At 43.6% G+C, this 24886-nt stretch carries 20 protein-coding genes and 1 pseudogene; 9 read left to right on the top strand and 12 right to left on the bottom strand.

Features of this window, described 5'->3' with window-relative positions:
- Positions 1 to 77: 77 nt before the first annotated feature.
- The 4 genes from HMPREF2794_RS10285 to HMPREF2794_RS10270 all read left to right on the top strand — a co-directional run bounded on the left by HMPREF2794_RS10285 (position 78) and on the right by HMPREF2794_RS10270 (position 2064).
- On the top strand, positions 78 to 413 hold the full coding sequence (locus HMPREF2794_RS10285) for a hypothetical protein (RefSeq protein ID WP_070751463.1): 336 nt from the start codon (positions 78 to 80) through the stop codon (positions 411 to 413).
- 63 nt (positions 414 to 476) lie between these two features.
- On the top strand, positions 477 to 698 hold the full coding sequence (locus HMPREF2794_RS10280) for a hypothetical protein (protein WP_070751462.1): 222 nt from the start codon (positions 477 to 479) through the stop codon (positions 696 to 698).
- A 68-nt stretch (positions 699 to 766) separates the two neighbouring features.
- Positions 767 to 1375: a DUF4948 family protein gene (locus tag HMPREF2794_RS10275; protein ID WP_070751461.1), complete on the top strand. Its 609-nt coding sequence runs from the start codon at positions 767 to 769 to the stop codon at positions 1373 to 1375.
- Between the two features lie 65 nt (positions 1376 to 1440).
- A complete protein-coding gene (locus tag HMPREF2794_RS10270; RefSeq protein WP_070751460.1) occupies positions 1441 to 2064 on the top strand; it encodes a hypothetical protein in 624 nt (207 codons plus the stop codon).
- 449 nt (positions 2065 to 2513) lie between these two features.
- On the opposite strand, the gene HMPREF2794_RS10265 is transcribed toward HMPREF2794_RS10270, so the two are convergent.
- On the bottom strand, positions 2514 to 2735 hold the full coding sequence (locus HMPREF2794_RS10265; protein WP_028728673.1) for a hypothetical protein: 222 nt from the start codon (positions 2733 to 2735) through the stop codon (positions 2514 to 2516).
- A gap of 132 nt (positions 2736 to 2867) precedes the next feature.
- Here HMPREF2794_RS10265 and HMPREF2794_RS27720 point away from each other — a divergent pair, with 132 nt between their 5' ends.
- On the top strand, positions 2868 to 3179 hold the full coding sequence (locus HMPREF2794_RS27720) for a hypothetical protein (RefSeq protein ID WP_083312051.1): 312 nt from the start codon (positions 2868 to 2870) through the stop codon (positions 3177 to 3179).
- Here the strand turns inward: HMPREF2794_RS27720 and HMPREF2794_RS10260 are convergent.
- Positions 3144 to 4130: a ComF family protein gene (locus HMPREF2794_RS10260; RefSeq protein ID WP_229091150.1), complete on the bottom strand. Its 987-nt coding sequence runs from the start codon at positions 4128 to 4130 to the stop codon at positions 3144 to 3146. The two genes, HMPREF2794_RS27720 and HMPREF2794_RS10260, sit on opposite strands and share 36 nt — an antisense overlap.
- 242 nt (positions 4131 to 4372) lie before the next feature.
- On the opposite strand from HMPREF2794_RS10260, the gene HMPREF2794_RS10250 reads away from it, so the two are divergent.
- Together HMPREF2794_RS10250 and HMPREF2794_RS10245 are read left to right on the top strand one after the other, a co-directional pair.
- A complete protein-coding gene (locus HMPREF2794_RS10250) occupies positions 4373 to 4666 on the top strand; it encodes a helix-turn-helix domain-containing protein (RefSeq protein ID WP_070751458.1) in 294 nt (97 codons plus the stop codon).
- Position 4667: 1 nt separating this feature from the next.
- Entirely contained in the window at positions 4668 to 4985 is a 318-nt protein-coding gene (locus HMPREF2794_RS10245; RefSeq protein WP_005858007.1) for a helix-turn-helix domain-containing protein, read from the top strand.
- A gap of 93 nt (positions 4986 to 5078) precedes the next feature.
- Here the strand turns inward: HMPREF2794_RS10245 and HMPREF2794_RS27710 are convergent, their stop codons facing one another.
- From HMPREF2794_RS27710 to HMPREF2794_RS10225, 3 genes and pseudogenes are all read right to left on the bottom strand, one after another.
- Positions 5079 to 6374 (bottom strand): site-specific integrase, encoded by a 1296-nt coding sequence (locus HMPREF2794_RS27710; protein ID WP_083312048.1) that lies wholly within the window; start codon positions 6372 to 6374, stop codon positions 5079 to 5081.
- Positions 6375 to 6635: 261 nt separating this feature from the next.
- A pseudogene (locus tag HMPREF2794_RS10230) lies at positions 6636 to 7235 on the bottom strand (glycoside hydrolase family 88 protein); the annotation flags it as partial.
- 3 nt (positions 7236 to 7238) lie between these two features.
- Entirely contained in the window at positions 7239 to 9080 is a 1842-nt protein-coding gene (locus HMPREF2794_RS10225) for a rhamnogalacturonan lyase (RefSeq protein WP_029425332.1), read from the bottom strand.
- A gap of 266 nt (positions 9081 to 9346) precedes the next feature.
- Here HMPREF2794_RS10225 and HMPREF2794_RS10220 point away from each other — a divergent pair, with 266 nt between their 5' ends.
- Positions 9347 to 10486 carry a glycoside hydrolase family 88/105 protein gene (locus tag HMPREF2794_RS10220; RefSeq protein WP_055268711.1) on the top strand — a complete coding sequence of 380 codons (1140 nt, stop codon included), beginning with the start codon at positions 9347 to 9349 and terminating at the stop codon, positions 10484 to 10486.
- A gap of 20 nt (positions 10487 to 10506) precedes the next feature.
- On the top strand, positions 10507 to 12141 hold the full coding sequence (locus HMPREF2794_RS10215) for a rhamnogalacturonan acetylesterase (RefSeq protein WP_070751456.1): 1635 nt from the start codon (positions 10507 to 10509) through the stop codon (positions 12139 to 12141).
- A 129-nt stretch (positions 12142 to 12270) separates the two neighbouring features.
- Here HMPREF2794_RS10215 and HMPREF2794_RS10210 read toward each other — a convergent pair whose 3' ends face one another.
- The 7 genes from HMPREF2794_RS10210 to HMPREF2794_RS10180 form a co-directional block, all read right to left on the bottom strand.
- Positions 12271 to 15591, bottom strand: a complete 3321-nt coding sequence (locus HMPREF2794_RS10210) for an exo-rhamnogalacturonan lyase family protein (protein ID WP_070751455.1) — start codon at positions 15589 to 15591, stop codon at positions 12271 to 12273.
- Positions 15592 to 15842: 251 nt separating this feature from the next.
- Positions 15843 to 16496, bottom strand: coding sequence for a hypothetical protein (locus HMPREF2794_RS10205; RefSeq protein WP_010536768.1), 654 nt, complete (start codon positions 16494 to 16496; stop codon positions 15843 to 15845).
- A gap of 21 nt (positions 16497 to 16517) precedes the next feature.
- Complete coding sequence (locus HMPREF2794_RS10200) at positions 16518 to 18125, bottom strand: rhamnogalacturonan lyase (protein ID WP_022302230.1); 1608 nt, start codon at positions 18123 to 18125, stop codon at positions 16518 to 16520.
- 31 nt (positions 18126 to 18156) lie between these two features.
- Positions 18157 to 19908: a hypothetical protein gene (locus HMPREF2794_RS10195; protein ID WP_022302229.1), complete on the bottom strand. Its 1752-nt coding sequence runs from the start codon at positions 19906 to 19908 to the stop codon at positions 18157 to 18159.
- A 5-nt stretch (positions 19909 to 19913) separates the two neighbouring features.
- Positions 19914 to 23066, bottom strand: a complete 3153-nt coding sequence (locus HMPREF2794_RS10190) for a SusC/RagA family TonB-linked outer membrane protein (RefSeq protein ID WP_070751454.1) — start codon at positions 23064 to 23066, stop codon at positions 19914 to 19916.
- Positions 23067 to 23389: 323 nt separating this feature from the next.
- The gene (locus HMPREF2794_RS10185) at positions 23390 to 23665 is read right to left on the bottom strand and encodes a hypothetical protein (protein ID WP_008766343.1); all 276 of its coding nucleotides are present in this window, start codon (positions 23663 to 23665) and stop codon (positions 23390 to 23392) included.
- Positions 23631 to 24886, bottom strand: a 1256-nt coding sequence (locus HMPREF2794_RS10180; RefSeq protein ID WP_070751453.1) for a reverse transcriptase family protein, incomplete at its 5' end; no start/stop codon positions are given. The genes HMPREF2794_RS10185 and HMPREF2794_RS10180, both read right to left, overlap by 35 nt.

The raw sequence follows: 24886 nt of genomic DNA, 5'->3' as shown, positions 1-24886 counted from the left end.
TATGATATATATTTGTAATTGAGCGAAGATAATAACGGAAAACGTGGATAATTACATATTACCTGCTAAGAAATAAAATGAAAGATATAATTGAGTTATTGCAAAAAGAACGAATAAAAACTGTTGATGCCTTGAAGCATGGCAATCAACAAAAACTTCCCTATCTTCAACAAATAGATAAGGCTTTAGGATGGCTGAAACTGATTGAAGAAAAAGGATTTGAAGGTGTTGGATGCTATGACATACATAGTCTGCCGGACTTACCTCAAGAAAATTCCGGTCTATACTCCTTTTATCATATAATGATGGATTATGAAAACCCAAACATTGAAGATTGGAAGGAGTATAAACCGAACGGTCAGCCTTTACTATTAAGTTTTGATGATATTGTAATAACTCGAAAAAGCAGGTAATAAGCGGCTTGCCCCCCCCCGAAAAGGTCGGTTAGCCACCAAACATTACAACAGATAAAAAAAATGAAGAAAAAGAAAAATATAGTAATTGTAAATCTTGACCAGTACGATGGTATTCCTGCTGGCAACGATATATTTTATCTATGTTTAAATTGTAGGTCTATCATGCAATCATATCCTGAAACATATTCTACTTGTAAATGTGGAAATGTCTTTGTGGATGTAGATGCAGGTAGAGGTGGTGCTAATGACATCTCCAACCTATTAATTCTAAAGATTGAATAGAATGTTGGTAACATACAGCTTAATTACCTAAATGGTAATTAGCTGCAACCCATTATCTACATAAGAATATGAGAACACCCGCCATCATCCTGCTTTTAGCAAGCCTGTTTGCCGCAAGTTGCGGAGAGCCGCCCATGCCTCCGTCGGACGAGGAAATGATACGCCACTTCGCCACGTACGAGACGGCGTTCCGCAAGGTGCACGGGCTTATCTCCGAGGGCACGGAGGGCAGTTACCACTATCCGCCATCCAGACCCGACACCGCCGATTCGGTCAGCCTGCGAATATTCGAGGAAATCCACGGCACGCCTTACAAGCCTTTCGAATTGCATGGAGAGGATTCATTGTACCTGCACGGACTGTCGCCGTCCGCCCAGACGCAACTTGATTCCCTGCTGGGCGTAACCGGCTGCGACCTGATCCATTTCGACCGCAGGAAGCGGGGGGAAACGGATTCGGTGAGGCTGCGCCTTACGATGGTGTATTACTCCCACGGCATCGTGGATGCGGGAACATCCAAGTGTTTCGTTTACGATCCCGGATTGGGAAGCCGCCGGAACATCCGCATCACCGAACACGGCAACCTGAACGAGATCTACCGCAGGACGTACAACGACACCACGCTGTACAAGCCCGTCAAGGCAGGCTGGTACATCAAGTTAGACCATTCACGATAACCTGATAATAAACAAGTGGGTGTGACAAATCAGATCTCAACATATCCAAAATTAAATTGAAAAATATGATTGAAAGATTGAATAAAAATAAAATAACAACCGATTGGCTCAATTTCTTTCCTGATTTTTCCAAGTATAAAACAATGCACATAATAAAACGAAATGACTGTTTTCTGTCCGGTTTACAATTTGAAAGTTTATCAAGTCAACGCTATCGGGTTTGTTTTCATTTATATAACTTAATGGTTGATTTAGATGTCCCAACCATTCCTCTGATTTCTGCCACTTATTTACTAAACAAAAAGGGAGCGATAAATAGTTTTTCTATGCAAGAGCACGAGAACAATTTAAAAACAATTGTAAATGAATTATATGATCAAGTTCCCGTTTTAACAAGAAATCAGTTAATGATTAGTGATTTAATTGCATATATGAAGGGTATCAAAAATACTTATTACGACAAGACCACATTAACCGATATTGTTTTATTAAATTATTATTGTGGAAATGAAGAGCAGGCAGAACGTGAAATTGAAAAGGGGAAGAAAATCATATCGGATTGGTCTGAAAGAGTTACAATTCATTATGGAGGTGCTAAAGGTTGGGAAAAAGAGGTAAGAGGATTAATGAATAGGGATATATTAAGTGCAACAATGGAAAAGCAATTACAGAAATTGAAATTGCATTGACTTGGACCATTCACGATAACTTGAAATGCCGACACGGAGCGGTTGACAGCGGACGTCAGGACGAAACAGCCCTGCGCTAAGGATTGAGCGCAAACCGGGGAAAAATCCCATACCCCTGCGAGGACTTATAACGGAAAGCCTGCCCCGGAGGGGAACGCCTCAATAACCATTTATAAAACTGCTTTAAAGCATACTTTGGAAAAAAGGGAAACCGAATATTCCGAAGTTTTGCTCTTGTTTTTTATATTTGTGATTGAATGAAATGGAATATGCGGGATGCTGTAAACCATTAGCTGTAATAAGAACATGAAACAGAAATATTTTATATTCAATCTTTTACTAAAAATATGGTTTGGAATATTATGTGCCAGCCTATTGTGTACTTTGGGAATTACTTGGCTGACAGTTCAAAGCACGAAACCTGTACCAAACGATAATCTTGATACTACTTATAAAGGCATGCTATTGACATGGTCAATTCTTGGAGTTTTGATATTGTCTGTTGGATCAACCACTTTGTTTTTGAATTGTTTTGCAAAAATAAGACGTAACAGCTTATGCAGTTTTCTATCATTTTTTATTATTCCAATCTTAATGCTCTTATTTTCAGGAACAATGTGTTTGTATAATATTACAATTCCATTTTTACTTTGTTTATTGGTATCATACATGTTGTTTAGAAATAAAATAATAGAAAAACAAACGAATAAATCGTCTTTGAAAGGTTAATTATTCTCTGAATATTAGGAATAAAGCAAGAATATAAAAGATATGGCTATAACTATAAAACAGAAACGACATAAATGAAACAACAATCAATATCAAGGATATTGTGGGGGCTATGCTGTCTGCTGTTGCTGTGGGTGGTTGTCGCTGATTCTATACAATTCTCAAAGCATCCGGAACTTTACCAGATAGGTTGTGAAGGATTAAGTTGGAGCTATGAATCTTCCGAAAACTATACCTTTACAGGCTGGGCGGCGATTGGTTGGAATATCATCGGCTTTGTCGCATCTGCCTGCTATCGTTTCAAGTATAGCGGAAAAATACTGCTGGTACATTTTGTACTGACACTACTTCTATGTTGTTGGAATTGTATAGTTATTTATGGATAGGTCCTTCCGCTCGTCCTCGAAAGCGATTGTCTTGGCAAGGAACATGCCTATCACGAACCTTGCACCGTGTGCTATCAGCTTGCGCCTTAGCTGAAGGAATGTAGAGCCGGTTGTAAGCACGTCATCTACCAATAAAACACATTTGTCCTTGAAATATTCGGGGTGGAACTCCAGATTGGCGGTGCGGTCTCCGTTCCCGTGCGTGCCCTTGTATTGAGCCCTGTCATAAGCGACAGTTATCGCCCCGTACCCGTCGGCAACCCCCATATCCGCCGATAGCTTGCGGCAGAACGCCTCGTACCGGGTGCGGTGCTTCTCCCGTGTGGATGCCGGGACGGGAACCAGCACGGCACGGTGCCTGTTCTCCTGAATCGCCCGGATGCGGCTGGCGGCGATGGAGAAGAGCTTGACGAAAAGGTCGGTCTGCTCGCCGCTCTTGAAACGCCAGACGGCGTTCGACACCTTCTTCCCCTCGAAGGTGATCTTGTCGTTCCGCCGGACGGGGCAATAGTCATAAAGGTATAAACACAAGCTGCCGTCCAATCGGAAGAATCCCTGAAAGCGGTTGTCGAGCGGAAGGAACGCCTTGCGGAAACCGTTGAAGAAAGTGAATACAAGGATATTGTTCCAGAAACGTGCCTCGTCCTCGCTGCCGGAATCGAGCCTGTACATGAAGCCCGCCAAGTTCCCGCTCTCGTACAAGCCCATGCCGATGGTCAGGCGGCTGTTGAAGTCGGTCTGGCTGACGATGTACCAGCCGCACCGGGCGAAATGCTCCTCGTAGCCGGAACGGGTCTCCAGCAGGAAATAGAACTTGCCGTCGTCCTCGAAACGGATGACGTACTCGCAGCGCAGGCGGCGTGCGATCTTGCCCAAGATGCGGCTCTCCTCCTCGATGACCGCAGGAGTGGCAAGGAAGGTGTATTGAGCGATAAAGACAGCCTCGTCCATAGTGATGATGTTTGGTCGGTTACAAATATGCGAAATGTCCGGCACACGGCAAGCGGAAAGGGCGGAAAATATGCGGAAGGGCGTGCGGATATGTAGAGCTTCTCCCTGCTTTTCACCGCCCGGAACGTGACAAGGCTACAAGCGTGAAGCAAAACGAGGACAAGCGGTACGGTTTTGATACACGGACATATACAGACCGGTATATTTGCAGGGAAGTATAACAATAAAAACGTATCGGGACAATGGAAATAGTAAGCATCGAGAGAAAGACCTTCGAGGAGATGAAGGAACGGTTCGGCTGCTTCTCGCAGCACGTGAGGGAGCTTTGCGCCCGCTACCGCCCGCCCGAAAAGATGAACTGGATGGACGGGGCGGACGTGTGCGAGAAACTGGGTATCAGCAAGCGGACATTGCAGACCTACCGTGACCGGGGGCTGCTGCCGTACAGCCAGATCAACCACAAGATTTACTACCGGACGGAGGACGTGGAGACGTTCGTGGAAGCCATGAGCCGGGCAATGACGGAGGACGAGTGAGATGGAAGTGATCACAAGGGACACGGAAGAGGTACGGGCGTACTTCGAGGCGTTGGAGGAAGGCATGAGGTACCTCGACACGGTAACGGCGCACTTCCGTCCGGCGATGAACGGCGAGGTCTATCTCACGGGCGAGGACGTGTGCAGGCTGCTGCACATCACGCCGAGAACGTTGCAGGACTACCGCACGCAACGGCTGATCCCGTACATATCGCTGCCGGGCAAGACGCTCTACCGCCAGTCGGATCTGCTGCGTATGCTGGAGGAGAACTACGTGGACATGCGCCCAAAGCGCAAACGGGGGAAAAGTCCAACATAAACGCACGGGGGGGTGCATCGGGAAATGCAGCAAAGGCAGGGACACCGCATCGGAAGTTCCTGCCTTTGCCGCATTCTGCACCGGGGGAAGACGTCAAGCCGTTTCCCGGAGGGAGCGGCGCATCCGCTTCCCGTCCTGTTTCCTGTCCTTCTTCTCCAGCACGCTCCGCTGCATGGCGGCGAGGTTGCCGGAGATCGCCCGGAAATCGGAACTTACCATCCTGTTGGTCACCTCGGCGTAGATCTGGGTCGTGGAAATGTGCTTGTGCCCGAGTATCTTGGAGAGCGCCTCGATGGTGCCGCCGTTGCAGAGATAGACGGTCGTGGCGAAGGTGTGGCGGCTTAGGTGGAAGCCGATCTCCTTGTGGATGCCGCAGGCTTTGGCTATCTGTTTGAGGTGCCTGTTGCACACGCTGTTGCTGGGCATGGGAAAGACAAGGTCGCCTCCGGCAAGCCCTTTGTAACGTTCTATCAGCTCCTTGGCAATCTCCATGAGGGGGACGTTGCTCGACACACGGGTCTTGGTGCGCCGGGTGATGATCCATTCCTCGCCGTCGAAGTCCATGCGCTGTATCTTGTCATGGGTGAGCGTCTTTATGTCAATGTAGCTAAGCCCGGTGAAACACCCGAAGAGGAACATGTCCCGCACGAGGTTGGTCTGTTTCTTGACGAACACGGCGTTAGCCAAGGTGCGCAGCTCCTCCTCCGTGAGATAGCCCCGGTCGGTCTCCTGCATCTCAAGGCTGTACTCGCCGAAGGGGTCGGTGCGGACGATACCCCGCCGCCACGCCTTGTCGGTCAGGCTGAGCAGGGGCATGGTGTATATCCAGAGGGTGTTGGCACTCAATCCCTTCTCCACCCGCAGGTACTTGTCGAAATCGGTGATGATCTCCTTGGTCAGCTCCTTGTAAGCCATGTCGGTGCGTTTTTTCTTCTCCCAAAGGAAGGTCTTGAAATGGTTGTAAACAGCCAGATACTTGTTGTAGGTGGACTTGGCTCGCTGCCCTTTCTCCACCATCGCCTCAAACTCCCGGTTCATGTTCCCGAAGTCCTTCAGTATGCAGTTCTCCATCACGCCGACACCGAGGAAGGCGTTGCGCAGCTTCTCGGCTGTGACGAAATCCTCTTCCCGGAGGATGCGGTGGTAGTGGTTGGTGAGCCGGGCGGAAACCTCCTTCAGTTGCCCGTTTATCTCGTTTGCCTCGGCGGACTTGCCTTTCGCCTTGCCGTTCTCCCAGAGGTCGGGAGTGACGAACAGCTTGGTTCCCACCGCCTTGTCATCGCCGTCAACGGAGATTTTCACCATGATGGGGGCTTTCCCGTCCCGGTTTCTCACTGCGGATCTCTTGATGTAGAACGAGGTCGCAAACGTACTTCTCTTTGTTTCCATAACTCTAAAATTTTCGTTTCTAAAGGTAGTTACTTATTTCTTACCAAGAGCTATGCAAAACAAGGCAAAGCGATGAAACAGAACTTGTTATGTCGTATATACCCTGTTTCGGAACCGGTAGCTGTTTAGTAGCCGAACTTTGTCCGAAAGGGGTGTTTTCAGGCATTTTATGCCGAAGTCCGTTTCCACCCGCTCTGCATACAAGATGCTGACCTGCATTTATTTATGTAGAACTTTGCTTTTCTTTGCGCCTTATGCCGATTTTTTGATAATAAAATCAAAGTAATTCTGAATTAATCCGTCAACAGGAAGTGTCTGGTCTTTCAACCGTAGTTTGATCATGGCAGCACATACGGCTCCCGCATCATCTAATGCATGAGGAGTCAGAATTTGCAGCAGCTGTGAATCTGTCTTCCCTTTTTCTGTATAGACACGTTTGAAATGTGGAGCAACTTCCGCCAAAAAGCGAAAACGGTTTTGAACATAATCAGCATAACGCTGATCTCCCGTCGTTTCGGCAGCTGCTATCAAAGCGGAGTAAGTGACACCCCATTCGTAACTTGCCAGACGGAAAGCTCCCCGCTCCAGCTGTGCCTCATCCCCCATTGTTGTATAATCCGTAATCACTTTACCGGTATTCTTATCAACCACACGGGCGGGTGTTTCTTTATCTATATAATTAAATACACGATCTATGTCCTTCTTAACTTGCTCGGGCGACAAATCTCCATAAGTACCCTGATAAGCAGGTTGCAATAAATGCAAGGGTGTATTTGAATCATTGACAACTGTTTTCTTTTTCTGTGCAACGGCAGGCAGTGCTACCAATAATGCGGCAACGGTAATAATACGATAATTCATCATTTACTTTTTAGGTATTTTACATCCTCTGAATACAGTTCCCCGCAGTTCCGGACCAAAGTAGAATCCAGGCTGGGTAGGCTGATTATAAGCAACATTCTGAGTCGCAATACTGATACGGTAAACAGGATCTTCCAGAAAAGTATGAAACCGGTAATCAGTGGGAATAGTAGAAACATACAGTCTCAGAGCTGTATTATCGGCTGTACGCAATAAGACTTCTTCACGCCAGTCTCCTACAATATCTCCTTGCAGACATGGGGTTGACTTCGTACCATTGTTAGAAAGTGCGCCTTCAAAAACAGCGATACGTTCACAAATCCCTTTTTCCCAATTATATTTGCTGACTACATTTCTATCCAACAATTCACGCAACAAATCACCATCCCACCAGACAGCCATATTAGTTGATAATCCTCTGACTCTGGAAGCAACCACTTCTCCTTTTACATTTCTGATGCCTTTAGAATCCAAAGACCACATTTCAACTCCGGGATGAGTCGGATCAATATCGGCAGCCATACAACGACCTACATCCGTATTACTTTTTATCTGGAATATGACTTCTCCTGTAGCTGCATCCCGAAAAGTAGAGCCATCCCTTCTGTTCTCATGGCAACTCCAGACCTGCAATCCCGGACGGGACGGATCAAAGTGAGTCAGATGCATAGCATCACCATGTCCCATACGAGTAGAATAAAGTCCTGTCCCGTCATTGTTTATCGTACATTGTCCATATACAATTTCATCACAGCCATCACCATCTACATCAGCTACCCGAAGATTGTGATTACCTTGTCCGGCGTAATCTCCGCACCCGGGATTATTACTGTCAAATACCCAACGGTTCTTCAGATTTTTACCATCCCAGTCATAAGCGGCCAATACCGTACGCGTATAATAACCGCGACACATCACCACACTCGGATGTACTCCGTCCAGATAGGCAATGCAAGCCAGAAAACGATCACTACGATTGGCACGCCCGTCTCCCCAATCCATCAGATTGCCACGTTCGGGCACATAATCAATTGTCTGCATCGCTTCTCCGGTCAGTCCATTAAAAATGGTCAGATATTCCGGTCCGGTCAGAATACGTCCCCGCTCGTTCCGATAATCCGCATTTGCATCTCCGACCACTTTTCCTGTGCCATCCACAGCTCCATCACCTGTTTTCATCACTACTTCCGCACGACCGTCACCATCCAGATCAAATACCATGAATTGAGTATAATGTGCGCCTGCACGTACATTACGTCCCAGATTAATACGCCACAGTTGCTGTCCATTCAACTTGTAACAGTCGAAAATCACAGGACCGGTATAACCATCATGGGAATTATCATGTGCATTGGAAGGGTCCCATTTCAGAATAATCTCATACTCACCATCTCCATCCACATCCCCAATGCTGGCATCATTCGGAGCATAAGTATATGCCTGTCCCGACAGAGTAGTCCCTCCTTCGGGACGTACCAACGGAATATTCAGATACCCTACCGGAGCATCAGCCGGCAACTGATAATTGCTTTCTGTTTTACCTTTTATAGCTTTTACTGTATAAAGTGCGGGGGCTGTCCCCTGATAAGAGTCCTGAAAGAAAGTGGCGTTTTTCAGCGGATGTTTATTCACCTTTTTACCATCCCGATATATATCAAATGATTCATCCATTGGATCTGAAGATAAATAACGCCAAGAGACAGCGACAGTTGAGGGATTCTCACGAATGGCAATTACGCCGCGTCCTAAATGCTCGCGTTTCAGTTTTGTGAAATCATAGTTTGGCTGGGCTGCTATAGAAGTCGCTATTACCAACAAACTAAAAAAGATACTTGTACATTTCATAGTCTTATCATTAATCAAAGTGTTCTTGTCATTTTTAGAATTACATCATGCAAAAGTAAGCGATATGGTTTATGAATAAAATAGAATATCGTACAAATCTATGTATAAATTGCCTTTTTAATCACTACAACTGCTTTCTGAAGGCATTATGGACAAATTTAAATACTTGTGGACAATATTCCATTGAAGAGGAAAAAAGAATCCTCTATCTTTGCCTGTGAAATTAATCATAGTAGCTAATTTTATTTATAAACAGTTTTTATACCATGAAGAAATTACTCCTCTCATTCATTACAGCAACCCTTCTGAGTAGCATACCTTGCAGTTCAGTCATTGCACAAGAGTTGCCTGCACAAAAGGAGACTTTAGCAACCATCGTAAAGGTAAACGACTACTTTATGAAAAAGTATGCCGATTATACCTTACCCTCGTTTTTTGGAAGAGTTCGTCCCAGTAATATCTGGACTCGCGGAGTTTATTATGAGGGACTGATGGCTTTATACAGTATTTATCCGCGCGAAGATTATTATAGCTATACTTATGACTGGGCTAACTTCCACAAATGGGGAATGCGTAACGGAAACACGACCCGCAATGCGGATGATCAATGCTGCGGGCAAGTTTATATTGACTTATACAACATGTGTCCTTCCGACCCGAACATGATCCGGAATATAAAAGCCAGTATCGACATGGTAGTAAACACTCCGCAGGTGAATGACTGGTGGTGGATAGACGCCATACAAATGGCAATGCCGATTTACGCCAAATTCGGAAAGATGACCGGAGACCAAAAGTACTATAACAAGATGTGGGACCTGTATACTTACACCCGTAATACTCATGGAGAAGCCGGTATGTACAATGCCAAAGAAGGATTATGGTGGCGTGATCAGGATTTCGATCCTCCTTATAAAGAACCAAACGGCAAAAACTGCTACTGGTCCAGAGGCAATGGTTGGGTATATGCAGCCCTTGTACGTGTATTGGATGAAATCCCTGCCGATGAAACACATCGCCAAGATTATATCAATGATTTCCTGACCATGAGTAAAGCCTTAAAGCAATGCCAGCGTACAGATGGATTCTGGAATGTAAGCCTCCACGACGAAAGCAATTTCGGAGGAAAAGAAACTTCAGGCACAGCACTGTTTGTATACGGAATGGCTTGGGGAATCCGCAACGGATTACTCGACCGTAAAGAATATCTGCCTATCGTACTGAAAGCATGGAACGCAATGGTAAAGGAAGCAGTTCATCCGAACGGTTTCCTTGGTTATGTGCAAGGAACAGGAAAAGAGCCGAAAGACGGACAACCTGTAACTTACAAAAGTGTTCCCGACTTTGAAGATTATGGTGTAGGTTGTTTTCTACTGGCAGGTACCGAGGTTTACAAATTAAAATAAGAGCATTATTTATCAAGTAAATGAAAAACAAAGTACTTCACTGTTTATGCTGGCTCACAGCCATCACATGCAGCCTGCAGATGCAGGCACAAAACAATGTTGCTTCCCCTATGAAAGATGTGAATCAGGTGGCAGACAACACATTGGACAGCCTGAACAAAGCACGTACGGCACGCCCCATTGCCGGAGCAAGCCGTAAAGGCAACCATCCGGTTTTATTTCTGGTCGGCAATTCTACCATGCGTACCGGAACCTTAGGGAATGGCAATAACGGACAATGGGGCTGGGGATATTACGCAGCTGATTATTTCGATTCCAATCGGATCACCGTCGAAAATCATGCCTTGGGAGGAACCAGCAGCCGTACCTTCTACAACCGCCTTTGGCCGGATGTAATCAAAGGTGTACAACCCGGCGACTGGGTTATCATCGAACTGGGACACAACGATAATGGCCCTTATGACAGCGGACGTGCCCGCGCCTCCATTCCGGGAATTGGTAAGGACAGCCTGAATGTTACTATCAAAGAAACCGGAGTAAAGGAGACCGTATATACTTACGGAGAATATATGCGTCGTTTTATCAACGATGTAAAGGCGAAAGGAGCACATCCTATCTTATTCTCCCTGACTCCCCGTAACGCCTGGGAAGATAAAGACAGTACCATCATTACTCGTGTCAATAAGACATTCGGTTTGTGGGCAAAGCAGGTAGCAGAAGAACAGAATGTTCCTTTTATTGATTTAAACGATATCAGTGCCCGCAAATTTGAAAAATTCGGTAAGAACAAAGTGCAATATATGTTCTATATCGACCGTATTCATACCAGCGCTTTCGGAGCTAAAGTAAATGCAGAGTCTGCTGCTGACGGAATACGTGCTTATGAAGGTCTGGAATTAGCCGACTATCTGAAACCGGTTGAGAAGGATAAGGATACCGGATCGAGCCGCAAAGAAGGACGTCCGGTATTATTTACCATTGGCGACAGTACCGTTAAAAATAAAGATAACGATAAAAACGGCATGTGGGGATGGGGCAGCGTAATAGCAGATGAATTCAATCTGAATAAGATATCCGTAGAGAATTGTGCCATGGCAGGTCGTAGCGCCCGCACTTTTCTGGATGAAGGTCGTTGGGATAAGGTATACAATGCACTCCAACCTGGAGACTTTGTTCTGATTCAATTCGGGCACAATGATACAGGAGCGATAAATACCGGAAAAGCCCGTGCCGAATTGCCCGGTTCCGGAGGAGAGAGCAAGGTCTTTTTAATGGAGAAAACAGGAAAATATCAAGTCGTTTACACTTTCGGCTGGTATCTCCGTAAATTTATCATGGATGTTCAGGAAAAAGGCGCCATACCTATCGTTTTAAGCCATACTCCACGTAACAAGTGGAAAGACGGAAAGATAGAACGTAACACGGCATCCTTTGGTAAATGGACACGTGAAGCAGCCGAAGCTACCGGAGCTTATTTTATCGACCTGAATAAAATAAGTGCTGACAAGCTCGAAAAGAAAGGTATCAAGAAAGCGGCAGACTATTATAATAACGACCATACACATACTTCCTTAAAAGGAGCACACATGAATGCCAAAAGTATCGCAGACGGATTGAAACTAACTGATTGTCCGTTGAAGCAGTACTTGAAATAAGAGACAGACTCATCTGAGATTCATAAAGCGGTTAATGCATTTCACAGACAGTGCATTAACCGCTTTCTTTTTGTCACGCCTCAACCTTATAGTCCCAATAAGGATAACTTAAGTTTTCCTTACCAATATTTAGTTCTCCATATACAAAACACTAGAATCATCCATCGGAATAACCTCTTGCATATAGATAGCATCAAGGCTCCAAAGCGCCGCGTCATTTGTACTGATGCTGACGCATTCATCCAAAGGGGCCGGAACTTCGGGAGGAAACAGCGTAGTAATTCGGAAAGGAGGTGCCGGTGTATGTTCCAATCGGGTAAATAAGTCATCCCATGCCTCTCTAGCCATCATTGCATCCCGCTTGTGATAAGCAGCGTATGCCATCAGACGGGAAATCCGGAAACGGCTATGATTCAATTCCCACGCCTTCTGCTTATAACGTGCTGCATGGTCCAGCCACGCATCTTTCCATTCAGGAAGGTCGATCATACGTATCATTTCATTCATCACTTCAAAACCACCCATAATGGTCATTAAATGGTTTGAGGATTCCAGCTTAGAATCGCATTCAGTAGTAATAATTCCCGTTGACGGATCAAAGCCCAACGCTTTAGGTCCGGTAAAAATACGATTGGGCAGAGTCGCTATACTTTTCATCCCGGTTACGATCTTATCCCGATAAGCTGTATTACCAGTACGTTCCCACTCCGTCATCCAGTTGCCGGCATAGGCCAGCCAATCCGGACCGATACGCAGTCGGGCAGGTGCTGTACAAGGATATTCACTACGAGGTTGTGCCAGACGCATGGGATCTAGTTCATATAGTTTTTGATCGGCATCCTTTACTTCAGTCATCAGATCACCACAACGATCATCGGTGGTGAGATAGTAATAGAAACGGTTCCACGCAGCCTGACTGATTCGAGCTTCTTTGGCACCACAACCCCAATGGCTGACGTTATGCCGGCTACCTAACCCTGCATTCGGTCCGATATGGTAAGCATCCACTTCGGCTGTATGACGGGTCATTGCTTCTGCCATACGCCAGATATCTTCACGACCTGTACGCAAAAAGTTATACCACAACCACATATTAGAAGCAAGTTCCGTATTATCCCAGGCAAATCCGCCGATGTCATAACGCCACGTATGACGGACGGGGTCATAAGCATGCATTACATCTCCATAATTCCAGAATCCATACCACTTGTTCTGCTCTATGGCCTTACTATAAAAATTGATATATGCATCCAAGCGATCTTCTACCCGGGAACGGAAAGAAGTACTCCGATCCGGAAGACTCCATACACCAAAAGCCTGCTGCGCATGAAGATAATCCGGCGTAGGCAACAATATCCCGAGCTCAGAAAGCGATTTAGCAGTATCGGCAAAAGCCTTTTTTCCAACATAACCTCCTTGTGGAATAAGTGTCAGCGTAGTAGTACGGGCGATACCATAGGGAGTACTCATTCCGTCCTGAACATCTTCGTAACTGGCATTTAAATCATGAGCTACATTATCGTAGTGACGTAAGTCCATCGGTTCTCCTTCAGGACTCCATAACCATGCAGTGATTGTTGCAGACGAAGTTTTAGCACCCGATATTTCTATAGAAGAAGGATAAGACTGCCAAAAATCATGCAGGCAAAGTCCTAAACCACCCGTAATATCACCGACAAAAGCATATCCTTCACTACGGGTTCCCGAAAAAGTTCCTATCCAGGGATTATTCTCATTGGCACGTTTGCGGATAGAGAATGCATCTGCAGAGAGCTGAGACAGACGATAGTCGTTCCATGAAGCCCAGTTATCTATTAAGTCACGATTCTTCTTGTCAAAAGTCTCATACGGTGGAATACGTCTGCCTTCCATCTGTTGCTGTTGAAGAGAAAGCTCATCATCCGTGTCAAGTGTCAGTTTGCGCCGTCCCACCAGCGGTTGCACCGGTTCACTCCAAACACCTCCATCAGCACAGGAGAAAGCAATATGCCGGTTATAAAGTTCTTCCCGCATAGGGGCTTCCAAACGAATACCCAAAGCACGAATAAAATCCTTATTTTGATCTCCGTCGTACACAAAGCTATGTACTATCTTGATTTGCTCGCTTCCGGCATAAAAGTAAAGACGGACTACAAACGGAAGCCACTCCCGTCCGGCATCACTTCTGTGAATACCCTCCAGTTTGACAAGCGCCCGTACATTACCGGTACGTTCTACTGTAGCCGATTTTAATCTTCCGGTATAGTTGGTAAAAGCTATTTGTGAGGTATTCTCCAAGATCGGTTCACTTTGAGTATTACAGACAAGGCGTGCATTTTCTCCTACTTTCACTCCTTTATGAAATATACTATCTATCAGAAATTCTCCCTGACGAGGGATGCAGGCGGAAATAAGACCTGTCTCAATACGAATATTCTGTGGCGTTTCAACAATCGCGATTGATGATTTACCGCTACCATCATCGCCAATCTTTGCATTAGCTCTTCCTTTTGATCTTTTCCCGACCTTTTTGAGTAATAGTTTATCAGTATTTCCCGGAATAACTCCGGCTATCCCATTCCATTTCACAGAGCCATCGGGCCAGTAAGCCAATACCCAAGTATCTATCGGAAGAGTCTCACCTCTATCAGTAATCAACTGCAAAGTATTTTCCGGATATAATTCCCCTTCACTGAAAGGAACACCCAAACTTACCGTTCTATCTTGCTGAGGAGTATCACCAATCCAGTGCAATGGAATTTCTGAGATTTCCTGTGGAGAACATTCATAATGAAAATTAGCGATACGAGTCCGGGATAAGGTGGTGCGAAAACCGAACCAGCCCTCTGTCAGGGGGTCGGCATCGCGGAAATCCACCAGTCGCACTCCATTTATATAATAACTAACCCTATTATTTTCATTCGTTATCTTGATATGATACCACTTGTTAGCTTCCAGCAAATGGTCCGCATCCGTATATTCTTTTAAGATTGCAGGACGGGCTTTTGCATTTGTAATAGCCGCCTCATTGCCGTCATAACGGCGAAAACGTGTAGTAGAATTATGATTTCCACCATATCCCATATAGTAGAGTTGCAAAGAGTAACAGTTTAGAAAAATCCCACTACGCCATTTCTCACGTTTCCATATATTATCGGGATACTGAGGGTCCGAAGCCATCCAAAAACAATTCAAGTCACTCAAACGATCGCCCTCAACCTCAACAACCACACATGCGTCATACTCAATGGTTACTTTACCACTCATCTTCTCTTTCCTCCAAAGAGTAAGCCCTTTAGGAGAAAGAATTTCAACCGTATCCCCTAAAAAAGTTACTTTATAATCCGGAGATTCAGATTCTACTTTCCAGTATTTATGAAACTGGCGGGCGTTGAGTCCGGAAGTTTTATTGTTTTGTGCGTTCAATGCCAAAGTAATGAGCAAGAACAAAAGAACAGATATGTTTTTCATGTGACAAATTTAGTATAAGGAGTTCCATTATAAGGAACGTTATCACTGGTTTCACATCACAAAATTAGAAAATACCACCCGAATGATAAATAGAATATCATTCATTTAAATGGATATTTGTTCAATAAACGGTCTTCTTCCAGCAAACAGCGATATCATTGATTGTATTGAAAGTGCCCAATATAACAAAATCGACCTGATAGCCAAGCTTTACTTGATATCAGATCGATTTATTTATCTTCAGTGTATATCTATTTCTGAAACACAAGCTCACCCATACGGTCTGCCGTACTAAAAACAATAGAGCAAAGGCCATCTTTTATTTGCAACACTTCCATTCCAGCCAGTTGCACGATCTCCGGTTCAGCTCCTGTTTTACTACTCAAGATCTCTAACGTGGCATTCGCCTTTACACCAACGGACAAATCACCATCGCAGGATAAAACATATTGCCTTCCTTCCAATACGTTGGTAATAGCAACACTATTGGTATCGATGAACAAGCTCCAATTATTGGCTTTATTCAATTCAATCATGTTTCCCCATACAAAACGCTGATTATCGGTGCTCAGCACACTCGATACCACTACTACATCAAGTGATACACTGTGCCCTTCCAAGTCGGTTACAGTCAAGACCACTTTACCGTATTTCACTCCTTGAATGTATATTAAATTTTCACGATACTTGGCGGTAGCATAGCCTTCTTCAGAAAAAGAAAACTGATATCCACCGTTTCCGCCTTCAATCTTTAGTATGCCTTCACTTCCTTCTTTGATTTGAATGGCTGTACGATCAAGTTTCAGTTCAACAACCGTATCTTCGTCTTTACAAGACGAAAAGAGACTGAGCTGAGATAATATCAAGACAAAAGATATTATATAAATATTAATAAACTGTTTCATATTATTCTAAGTTTATCTGTTTTATCTTTTAAATTTAAACGCAATGGATTTTGTAACGTTTCCGTTTGCATCTTCAATGACTGCTTTCACTTCAAGCACACCACTAAAGTCTGACAAGTCTATTGAGTTCTTATCAAACTCCACCGTTTCTTCACCGTCTACAATCACATACATCTTCGTGAACAATGCCGCTTCGGGGCCCACTACACTGGCTTTACTGCCAACTACAACAATTGTCGGCTTTTTCAACCAGCCAAAATCAAGATCAGTAGGTTCACCTGTAGCAAAGCATCCCATTCCCCAAAAACGTAATTCCGCATCAGTAGTCAGTTTTCCAAAATTAACATCAGGCAGATCTCCATTGGGCTTACGATCTCTCATCAATTCCGCTTCTTCCAGACTGATAAAGTCAGCTTCCACCACTTCCTCACTACCATCAAAAGAGTTGTTGGATACTTCACTCTTCGCCCTGTTCACTGTTACGATATGCTTACTTCCCGATCTTGAAACAAAGGACAGGTTGTTCTTAATAATATGATCATATCCGCTCACATCAGTCGGAGGAAGTGCCAAAGGCAACTCACGGTTTGTCATATTATAGTTTTCTCCACTATTGACAGCCGTATTGCTCTCGAATATGATTCCGCCCAGATGATGATTGGCATAAAAACCTCTCAATCTATTGTAATAAGCCAAACTATTGCGTACTTCATGTTGAGGTATTATGTCAGGTGTAGCTGGAAGGTTATCGGCAGACATTCCGTAACCACCGGCTTTAAAACCGGTACCGTCACCAGCCGCTTCTTTTGTGCCGGGCTTGTATCCGTTTAAGAACGACCAGCAATTGATTATCTTCACTGCCTCAAAACAATTGATGAGGTCGAAACCATCATCGCTATTATACCAGGCACGACATCCTTCGAACACATTTCCCGTACCTTTACCTTCACCGGCAGAAGATGAGTTGATGTGACCGCCGAAACCATCGACATTACCACCTTTGCCTCCTTCTGAAACCGAATCATAATTGTTGTAAGCATCACAGTTTAAGATGTGATTATTGCTTCCGCCAAGCAAGTAGAAACCGATTGCCATACCGTCATGCGTTCTCAAATCTTCAAACTTGTTATTATTGGCTCCTTTAACAATACGGAAACATTCTGATTGCGTATGGTCGGTAATAGTGACTTGTGTGCCAATAACATCGAATCCTTTAAGATAAAGATTAGAACCGGTTACATAAAACACCGTAATACGCTGATCTTTCGGTTTTACTTGCGAAAGATCGAAGACAGGTCTCCCCTGTCTATTCGGATTGGCCAGATAAGAAATAGGCTTGCCTGCCTCACCACTTTTATTCAAGTGGAACACACAATGATAAAGTCCGCTATTAGTAGTAGTCATCGGTAGTTGGTCGGCAGGAACCACATAAGTTCCCGGATTGATATAAACCACATCTCCCGCAGCTACCACTTCCTGCACTTTTACTAAAGTTGCAAAAGGTTTATCTGACGTTCCCGGATTAGAATCACTTCCCTCGGGGTCCATATAATATGTCTTTTGTGCACTCATGGGGACTGATAATATCAGTCCCAAAAGTAAATAAGCTATTTTTGTTATATCCTTCATAATTTTCTTTTTTTGATTGAAAAACATGCTATTAATGAGAAGAAGACTTACCTTGCAAGTCCCAAGGTACGAAGTAAGCACCACCCATGATCTTGGCCTTTACTTCCGCTTGCTTAGCCAGATCGGATTCATATTTCTGCCCGACAAAATCTGCTATGAATGAATAGTCATTCCAACGCTTTGCCACACGAATCATAAGCGGATAAGTCTTTCCTTCACAAGGAAACTCCAAGAAGGCTTCTTTCACCAATTCAATATCATTATGCTTTTTGATCTTGTCTTCATCACTCAAACCTTCCAATCTTTGTTCAGCTATAATCTCCTCTTTGATGTCTTCCGGAGTCTGCCACATATCGCGCTTGCCCAGTCCTAAGATACCGCGAACACCATTATCAGCATACGTGCGGCGGAATCCCGCATAAAGTGTTGTCCACAATCCCCAGTTGCAATTCAGTCCTTGCCATTGTTCGCCCAATACTACACCGGCTCCGTAGAAGGGGTCGACACCTGTATTCATCAACACGGATGCCGGCTCAAAACGTCCCATATTATTCAGTGCTTCAATCGCCATAAAATAAAGATCAGAAGTGTGATAAATCATTATATATGTATCGTCATGAGCAACAGTATGTCCGCTCTTTCTAAAGCCACGGTATTTGCGTATCGCATATTCCACATCCTTTTCGATTTCCTGAATAGCTCTGAAACGCGCATCGGATGTTTTAATTGCCGTTGCATCAGCAGACGGATTGAAAGTAGTATCTTCAAAACGTTTTGATCCTGGCACGGAAGCACGCATCATATAGCTTCCGCTACGGTCGAAATGATTCAATAACGAATTCTGTTGATTATATTTATAATCATACATAATAACAGATTCGGTTGCTGTCAGCATCGGCATCTCGGAGTCATATTGCTGACCGTAATTACTCCCGTAACTTCCCGAACGCATATACTTGATATTAGCAACATTTCCCTGATACTCAGCCAAAGCAAAGGTCCTGCTCATTTCTCCAAGAATTGTTGTAGCCGCCTTCTGATAATCTCCTTTCCAAAGTGCGATTTCTGCTTGCAGTACAAAATATCCGGGAACCATCATATTCCATCTTTTATATTCATCGTTTGTAGAAGTAGCCCCGTTAGCAGGATCAAGCCACTCATTCCATGACATATTGTATGTACCGTTTATTCCATCAAAGCCAGTATTCAACAGTTTGTCGCATTCATCGACAAGCTCACTCAAGTTCTTAGGAGTCCGGCTGACGATATCTTTCATACTTTGCATCGGATCATCGAACCATATAGCTTGTCCATATATCTTTGCCAACATGAGATAAGTCCATGTTTTCAACCTCACTGTGCTACTAATCAGACCTCTATAATCATCGTCATCTACGGTAGTGACATGTGTATCTCTGTATTCTTTTGCTTTCTGCAAATAATCATTGCAAGCAATGATTACATCATAATACTTGGCAGGGTCGGCATATGTGTTACCGCTCAAATCATCATCATAATTATAAATGCTGTAAAGGTCAGCCGGTGTATTTTCGGTAGGTTCCAACAGTTCGCCACGCATATCGGTCAGATAAATAGCTTTGTCTCCAATAGCTTGTATCTTTGTGATAATACCCAGAAAACCGGAATAAAGCTCGCTGCCTTCCTTGATATATCTATCACCATTCAAGGTCGTATCATTATTCGGCTCGAAGAAGTCACTACACGAAGCGAACATCATCGCCAGTACCCCCATAAGTATTATTTCTATCTTAAACTTTTTCATTTTCATTAGAATTTTAAATTAACGCCCATTTTCACTGTTTTGGGTTGCATTAGCTTTGCATTATCAAAACCTTGCATATTCTCAGCATAAGAATAAGAGAATTCTGGGTCCATTCCCAGATAATCTGTAAAGGTCAACAGGTTCTCGCCCGTCACATATATTGTTCCCGAACGAAAGAAATTCCAAAGTGTTTTAGAGAAAGTGTAGCTGAGTGTCACGTTCTTCATTCTCAGGTAAGAAGCATCTTCCATCCAGCGAGAAGAGAAATAGCTGTTGCCCACAGGATCTTTCCATGTTGCCTTCGGCATATCGGTCTTCTGTCCTTCCACTGTCCAACGGTTTACGGCTGCAATACTCTGGTTGTTAGTAGTAGACATAGCCTCCAGTTGTTGTCTGACAGCATTGTATGCGATGTTGTCTTTTGAATATGAGAACTCTGCAGAAAGTGCGAATCCTTTGTATTTCAGTTGTGTATAGAAACCTCCAAAATAAGAGGGAGCAGCACTGCCAAGAAGAACACGGTCTTTATCGTCGATGCGGTTATCGCCATTCTGATCTACAAAACGTACATCTCCGGCATTATAACGACGTCCGGTACGGTTGCTGAGATTTGCAGCGTCAGCTTCAGCTTGTGTGGAGTATACTCCATTTGCCTGATAACCGTAGAATTGGTAAGGAGCTTCTCCGACACGGTTGACCATCTGCACACCATTATCGTAACTCAACACGATTTGTTCCTCACCACCTAATGACTTGATCTTATCTCTGGAGCGAGAGATGTTTCCACCTATGATCCATTCGAAATCACGGGTACGAACCAATGAGGCCTGCACTGCCAACTCTATACCTGTATTCTCTAACTTACCTACATTCGCATAATAAGGAACCGATCCATAAACAGATGAAAGAGGCATAGCAGATATCATATCGCTGATTTGATTATTGTAATAATCAAAAGTTAGGTTCAAACGATTGTTCAGTACAGACAAGTCCAGTCCGAGATTCAAAGAAGCATTCTTCTCCGGTTTCAATGATACGTTCGGGATATTAGAACGAACGATGGTTGACAACTGCATGTAAGGTACTGTGGAATAATAGTATCCACCCATCTGTGAAGAAAAGCGTGAGTTACCTGTCAGTCCGTATTCGACACGTACATTCAGCTTATTGAGCCATGTAACATCGAGAAGTGGTTTCCATCCTTTGCCCAGCAAGGTTACTCCTACTGACGGATATGTATAGAAACGGGCAACATCCGTACCGGTAGAAGAAGCTGCATCAACGGCTATATTCACAGATGCCTGTACCATATTATTGTAAGTATAGTTGGCATGTCCGTAGAAGTTTGTCCAGTTCCAGCTATTGATATAACCCAAGAAACGTCTTCCGTCAGTCGTGCTACCCAATGTCTGGTAGAAGTCATTACCGGTGTTGCGTCCTTCTCCTGCATCATATTCGTTTTTAGTAGTCATCAACTGCCATCCGGCTATTGCATTCAACTGGTGAACATAATTAAACGTTTTCTTATAACTGGCATTCAAGTTGGCAAAGAAGTTGGTCGTTACAGCTACTCCGTCGCTTACCGCATTATTCCGCACACCGTATTTATCACTTAGCGGTACTATAGTAGCTTCACTTGCTCCAGGGATAAAGAGATGTTCGTTATCGTAATTATAATACAAACCTACTGTTCCAGTTAGTGTCAGTTCTCGAAAAGGATTGTATGCGATACCGGCTTTCATATTCAGATCATATTGGCGATTACGAGAATCCAACGTATTAATGATAGCTAAAGGATTGCTGACGCTGTAATCTCGGCTCTTGCTCCGTCCGTAGAAATGAGATGCGTAAGTTTTCAGTGTATTTCCCTCGCGGTCTTTTTCGTATGGACTTAGGAAAGGAGATCTTGCGTAAGCTGCCAATATAGGATTCGTCGTAATATCCATACCCTGCGTCTGATAATGTCCGTTCATATAAGCTAAACCTACCGTTGCAAAAATATTCAGTTGTTTATTGACCAATACATTAGCATTCAGTAATGTATGAAAACGTTCCATACTTGTATTATCCATCAGACCATTCTCGCGATAATACCCTAACGACAGGTCGTATTTAGCAATATTGTCACCACCTTCTACTCTGAAAAGATGATCGGTGGACGCTGTGTTCTTGTAAATCAAATCCTGCCAGTCTGTATTATTGTTATACAAATAGTTGTAACGTGGATCGTTAGGATTCTGCATGAAGGGGAAATTTGTATAGAAGTTCTGCGGATCCTTAGAAATAGTCATACCCATATCTGCCAGATACTGCTTGTAATCATCCAGTCCCATCACCGGCATCCGCTTATCGTTCCAGTTGATTCCGTATGATCCATAGTAACTCACCCTAGTCTCCAAGTCATTAGATGCGGTACCGTCTGTTTCAATCAAGATTACACCATTGGAGCCCATTGAACCATACATAGCTGCTTCCGCACCTTTCAATACAGTGATATTCTGTATATCCTGCAAATGATAGAACTGAAAGATATCACGGGTAAAGCCGCCAATCAGTTCCGAAGGTGTTTTATCAGGCATATGAGGTACTCCGTTTATCACAATCAAAGGAGCGTTATCACCAGTCAATGTGCGGATACCGCGCAAGTTATAATAACTGCCTTCTCCCGGCATACCACTACTGCGTTTCATTTGCAACCCAGCAATTTGTCCTGTCAATGCACGATCGATCTTTGTCGTACCCAACATAAAATCTTTTTTTGTGATATTGGTAGCTGCTGTATAATCTTCCAGCTGCATTTCCCCTTCCCGACGGAAGGGAAGAACCATCGTTTCATTGTATTTATATTGATTTTCCGGAATCAATGTAATTACAATATTCGGTCTTTCTTTTACAAGCTGCTTCACAGAGAAATACCCCGGAGCCCATACGGAAATTTCCTTGGCCTTTGAAAGATCTTTCACTTCAAACTGGAATGTACCTTCTTTGTTTGTAGTAACATTCATCGTGTCTAACACTGTGACAATGGCACCTTCTACCGGTTGATTCGTCGCTGACAAAATCTTACCAGTCAATTTCTGGCCTCCTTGTCCCCATGTATTTGCCACTCCACATACGAGTAGCACAGAAATATTAAGTATTTTTTTTATCTTTTTCATATCCTGTTTATCAAGGTTAATACAAATCTACTGTTGGGCGGAAACACCATGTAGTCGGCTCCATTTCACCTCTTGCCCCTTTCGTAAATTCAATCGTAACTTCAAGTTCTTCGGTTTTATCAAATATGACAACTCCAAGATCCGTAGAACCATCACGGTCATACCTGCTATCTCTATAAAGCTCACTATTACAATCGTCAAATCAAAAAATTCCCGACCGAAAAACAAAATGTGTCATTAAAACACATATTAACATAAAACAAAATGTGATTTTTGGTGCAAAATTAAAGCCTGTTTAATCATCGTTTAAACAGGCTTTAATTTTAATCTATGATCATGTAAACTGATAAATCAGGATTGGCAACAAGCGGAAGAACATCCTCATCATCAAGAACGCTCATTGCATATCTATGAATACTTTTCTTTATCATTTCCAACGTTGGTTTTTCAAGGAATATGGAACTGGCAAATGTCACCAGTTCGTTTCCTTCGTTATCGGTTCTGTCAATGGATTGTATTGCATATCGTATTATCCATGTTCCATCGGATAATTGTTCGATCGGCTTAGCCAATTTCCGGGGTAAGATATTTTTTCGCATTGCCTTTTCTTATTTGTTTTTTTAATTGTTTCTTAAAATTATATTCGTTCTTCAACACAAAAACCTCCCAATGTCCCTGAACATAAAAATATTCCCACCATGCAGGATTAATACGTTTCGCCACTTTCCGTCTTAGATTGTACGTATTGAAATGCCTCATTAATCCATAGTAGGAATTCAGGGTGGCAACAAATTTGTCCGCGTGTGCTTCCGCAAAGCCTTCCTCCGCTATTTTATTATATTTGCTGATTACATCGTATAAATTACCGACAACACGGTTTGAAATATAAATTCGACCGGGCAAAATGAATGCCCCTACAAACAAAACTCCCTTAGAATGATGCTGTATATATATTTTTTTAGGATGTAATTTAAGAAGCAGCTGCTCTTTCAGGTAACTGTCAAGCAAAGGAACAGTATTTAGAATATCTTCTTTATTACGCATTACAAAGGCGAAATCATCCACAAAACGCACATAATACTTGATTCCCAGTATTTCGGAAACATAGTAATCAAAACAAGAGCCGATAAAATTTGCGAATTTCTGCGCATGAAGACTGCCGGGGGCAAAACCATGATCCGGATCAGCATGAAACAAACTTTTATCATGAGGCAACTCATCCCATAAATGTAACGGTGATTTCCTATAACATTTATGCTGTGGCTGGTGAAAGATAACAGTGCGCAATATATATAATAAACACTCTATATCGTCGCCTTTATAGTTATCCCGGATAAACAGGTCGATCATTTCCCATAACAGGGATTTGGACATTGACATAAAAAAGCTTTTGAAATCACCCTTGAAAATGTATGCGTCTTTCGTATAATTTTCACTGACTTCCATGATCATCCCATTCAGATAGGTAACAGCCGAAAGTGCTCCTTCACCAATACGGCAATTTTTTGAAACATTTCCCTGTGCCTGAAAACGCTCTTCCAAAATAGGATCAAGGCGTAGATCAGCCCAATGTTGTATTACACGATCAACATAAGCGGAAGCAAAAATTTCACGAAGAACGGGCTTTTTCCGTATGAAGCATTTTGAATAATCAGGTTCGTAGCGACCGTATCTGATAGCATCCCACACGGCAACCAAATCCGTGTCATATTCAAACGAAAACTCTATGCAGTCATCTGTATTGCGTTTATTCTTGCAACAGACGTCAAATGCATGCACGATGGAAGATAAGGGTATGTCATAGATCGGTTTATCTGTTG

The organism is Bacteroides sp. HMSC067B03 (assembly GCF_001811315.1).
Classification (GTDB): Bacteria; Bacteroidota; Bacteroidia; order Bacteroidales; family Bacteroidaceae; genus Bacteroides; species Bacteroides faecis.
Note: the sequence above shows the minus strand (reverse complement) of the source record. Positions and strands in the feature narration are given on the sequence as shown.

Coding starts and splice junctions, on each gene's coding strand:
- HMPREF2794_RS10200 (WP_022302230.1), bottom strand. CDS start 18,125: ATGAAGGATATAACAAAAATAGCTTATTTACTTTTGGGACTGATATTA.
- HMPREF2794_RS10280 (WP_070751462.1), top strand. CDS start 477: ATGAAGAAAAAGAAAAATATAGTAATTGTAAATCTTGACCAGTACGAT.
- HMPREF2794_RS10215 (WP_070751456.1), top strand. CDS start 10,507: ATGAAAAACAAAGTACTTCACTGTTTATGCTGGCTCACAGCCATCACA.
- HMPREF2794_RS10195 (WP_022302229.1), bottom strand. CDS start 19,908: ATGAAAAAGTTTAAGATAGAAATAATACTTATGGGGGTACTGGCGATG.
- HMPREF2794_RS10250 (WP_070751458.1), top strand. CDS start 4,373: ATGGAAATAGTAAGCATCGAGAGAAAGACCTTCGAGGAGATGAAGGAA.
- HMPREF2794_RS10210 (WP_070751455.1), bottom strand. CDS start 15,591: ATGAAAAACATATCTGTTCTTTTGTTCTTGCTCATTACTTTGGCATTG.
- HMPREF2794_RS10225 (WP_029425332.1), bottom strand. CDS start 9,080: ATGAAATGTACAAGTATCTTTTTTAGTTTGTTGGTAATAGCGACTTCT.
- HMPREF2794_RS10275 (WP_070751461.1), top strand. CDS start 767: ATGAGAACACCCGCCATCATCCTGCTTTTAGCAAGCCTGTTTGCCGCA.
- HMPREF2794_RS10270 (WP_070751460.1), top strand. CDS start 1,441: ATGATTGAAAGATTGAATAAAAATAAAATAACAACCGATTGGCTCAAT.
- HMPREF2794_RS10265 (WP_028728673.1), bottom strand. CDS start 2,735: ATGTATGATACCAATAAACAAAGTAAAAATGGAATTGTAATATTATAC.
- HMPREF2794_RS10260 (WP_229091150.1), bottom strand. CDS start 4,130: ATGGACGAGGCTGTCTTTATCGCTCAATACACCTTCCTTGCCACTCCT.
- HMPREF2794_RS27720 (WP_083312051.1), top strand. CDS start 2,868: ATGAAACAACAATCAATATCAAGGATATTGTGGGGGCTATGCTGTCTG.
- HMPREF2794_RS10190 (WP_070751454.1), bottom strand. CDS start 23,066: ATGAAAAAGATAAAAAAAATACTTAATATTTCTGTGCTACTCGTATGT.
- HMPREF2794_RS10245 (WP_005858007.1), top strand. CDS start 4,668: ATGGAAGTGATCACAAGGGACACGGAAGAGGTACGGGCGTACTTCGAG.
- HMPREF2794_RS10220 (WP_055268711.1), top strand. CDS start 9,347: ATGAAGAAATTACTCCTCTCATTCATTACAGCAACCCTTCTGAGTAGC.
- HMPREF2794_RS27710 (WP_083312048.1), bottom strand. CDS start 6,374: ATGGAAACAAAGAGAAGTACGTTTGCGACCTCGTTCTACATCAAGAGA.
- HMPREF2794_RS10285 (WP_070751463.1), top strand. CDS start 78: ATGAAAGATATAATTGAGTTATTGCAAAAAGAACGAATAAAAACTGTT.
- HMPREF2794_RS10205 (WP_010536768.1), bottom strand. CDS start 16,496: ATGAAACAGTTTATTAATATTTATATAATATCTTTTGTCTTGATATTA.
- HMPREF2794_RS10185 (WP_008766343.1), bottom strand. CDS start 23,665: ATGCGAAAAAATATCTTACCCCGGAAATTGGCTAAGCCGATCGAACAA.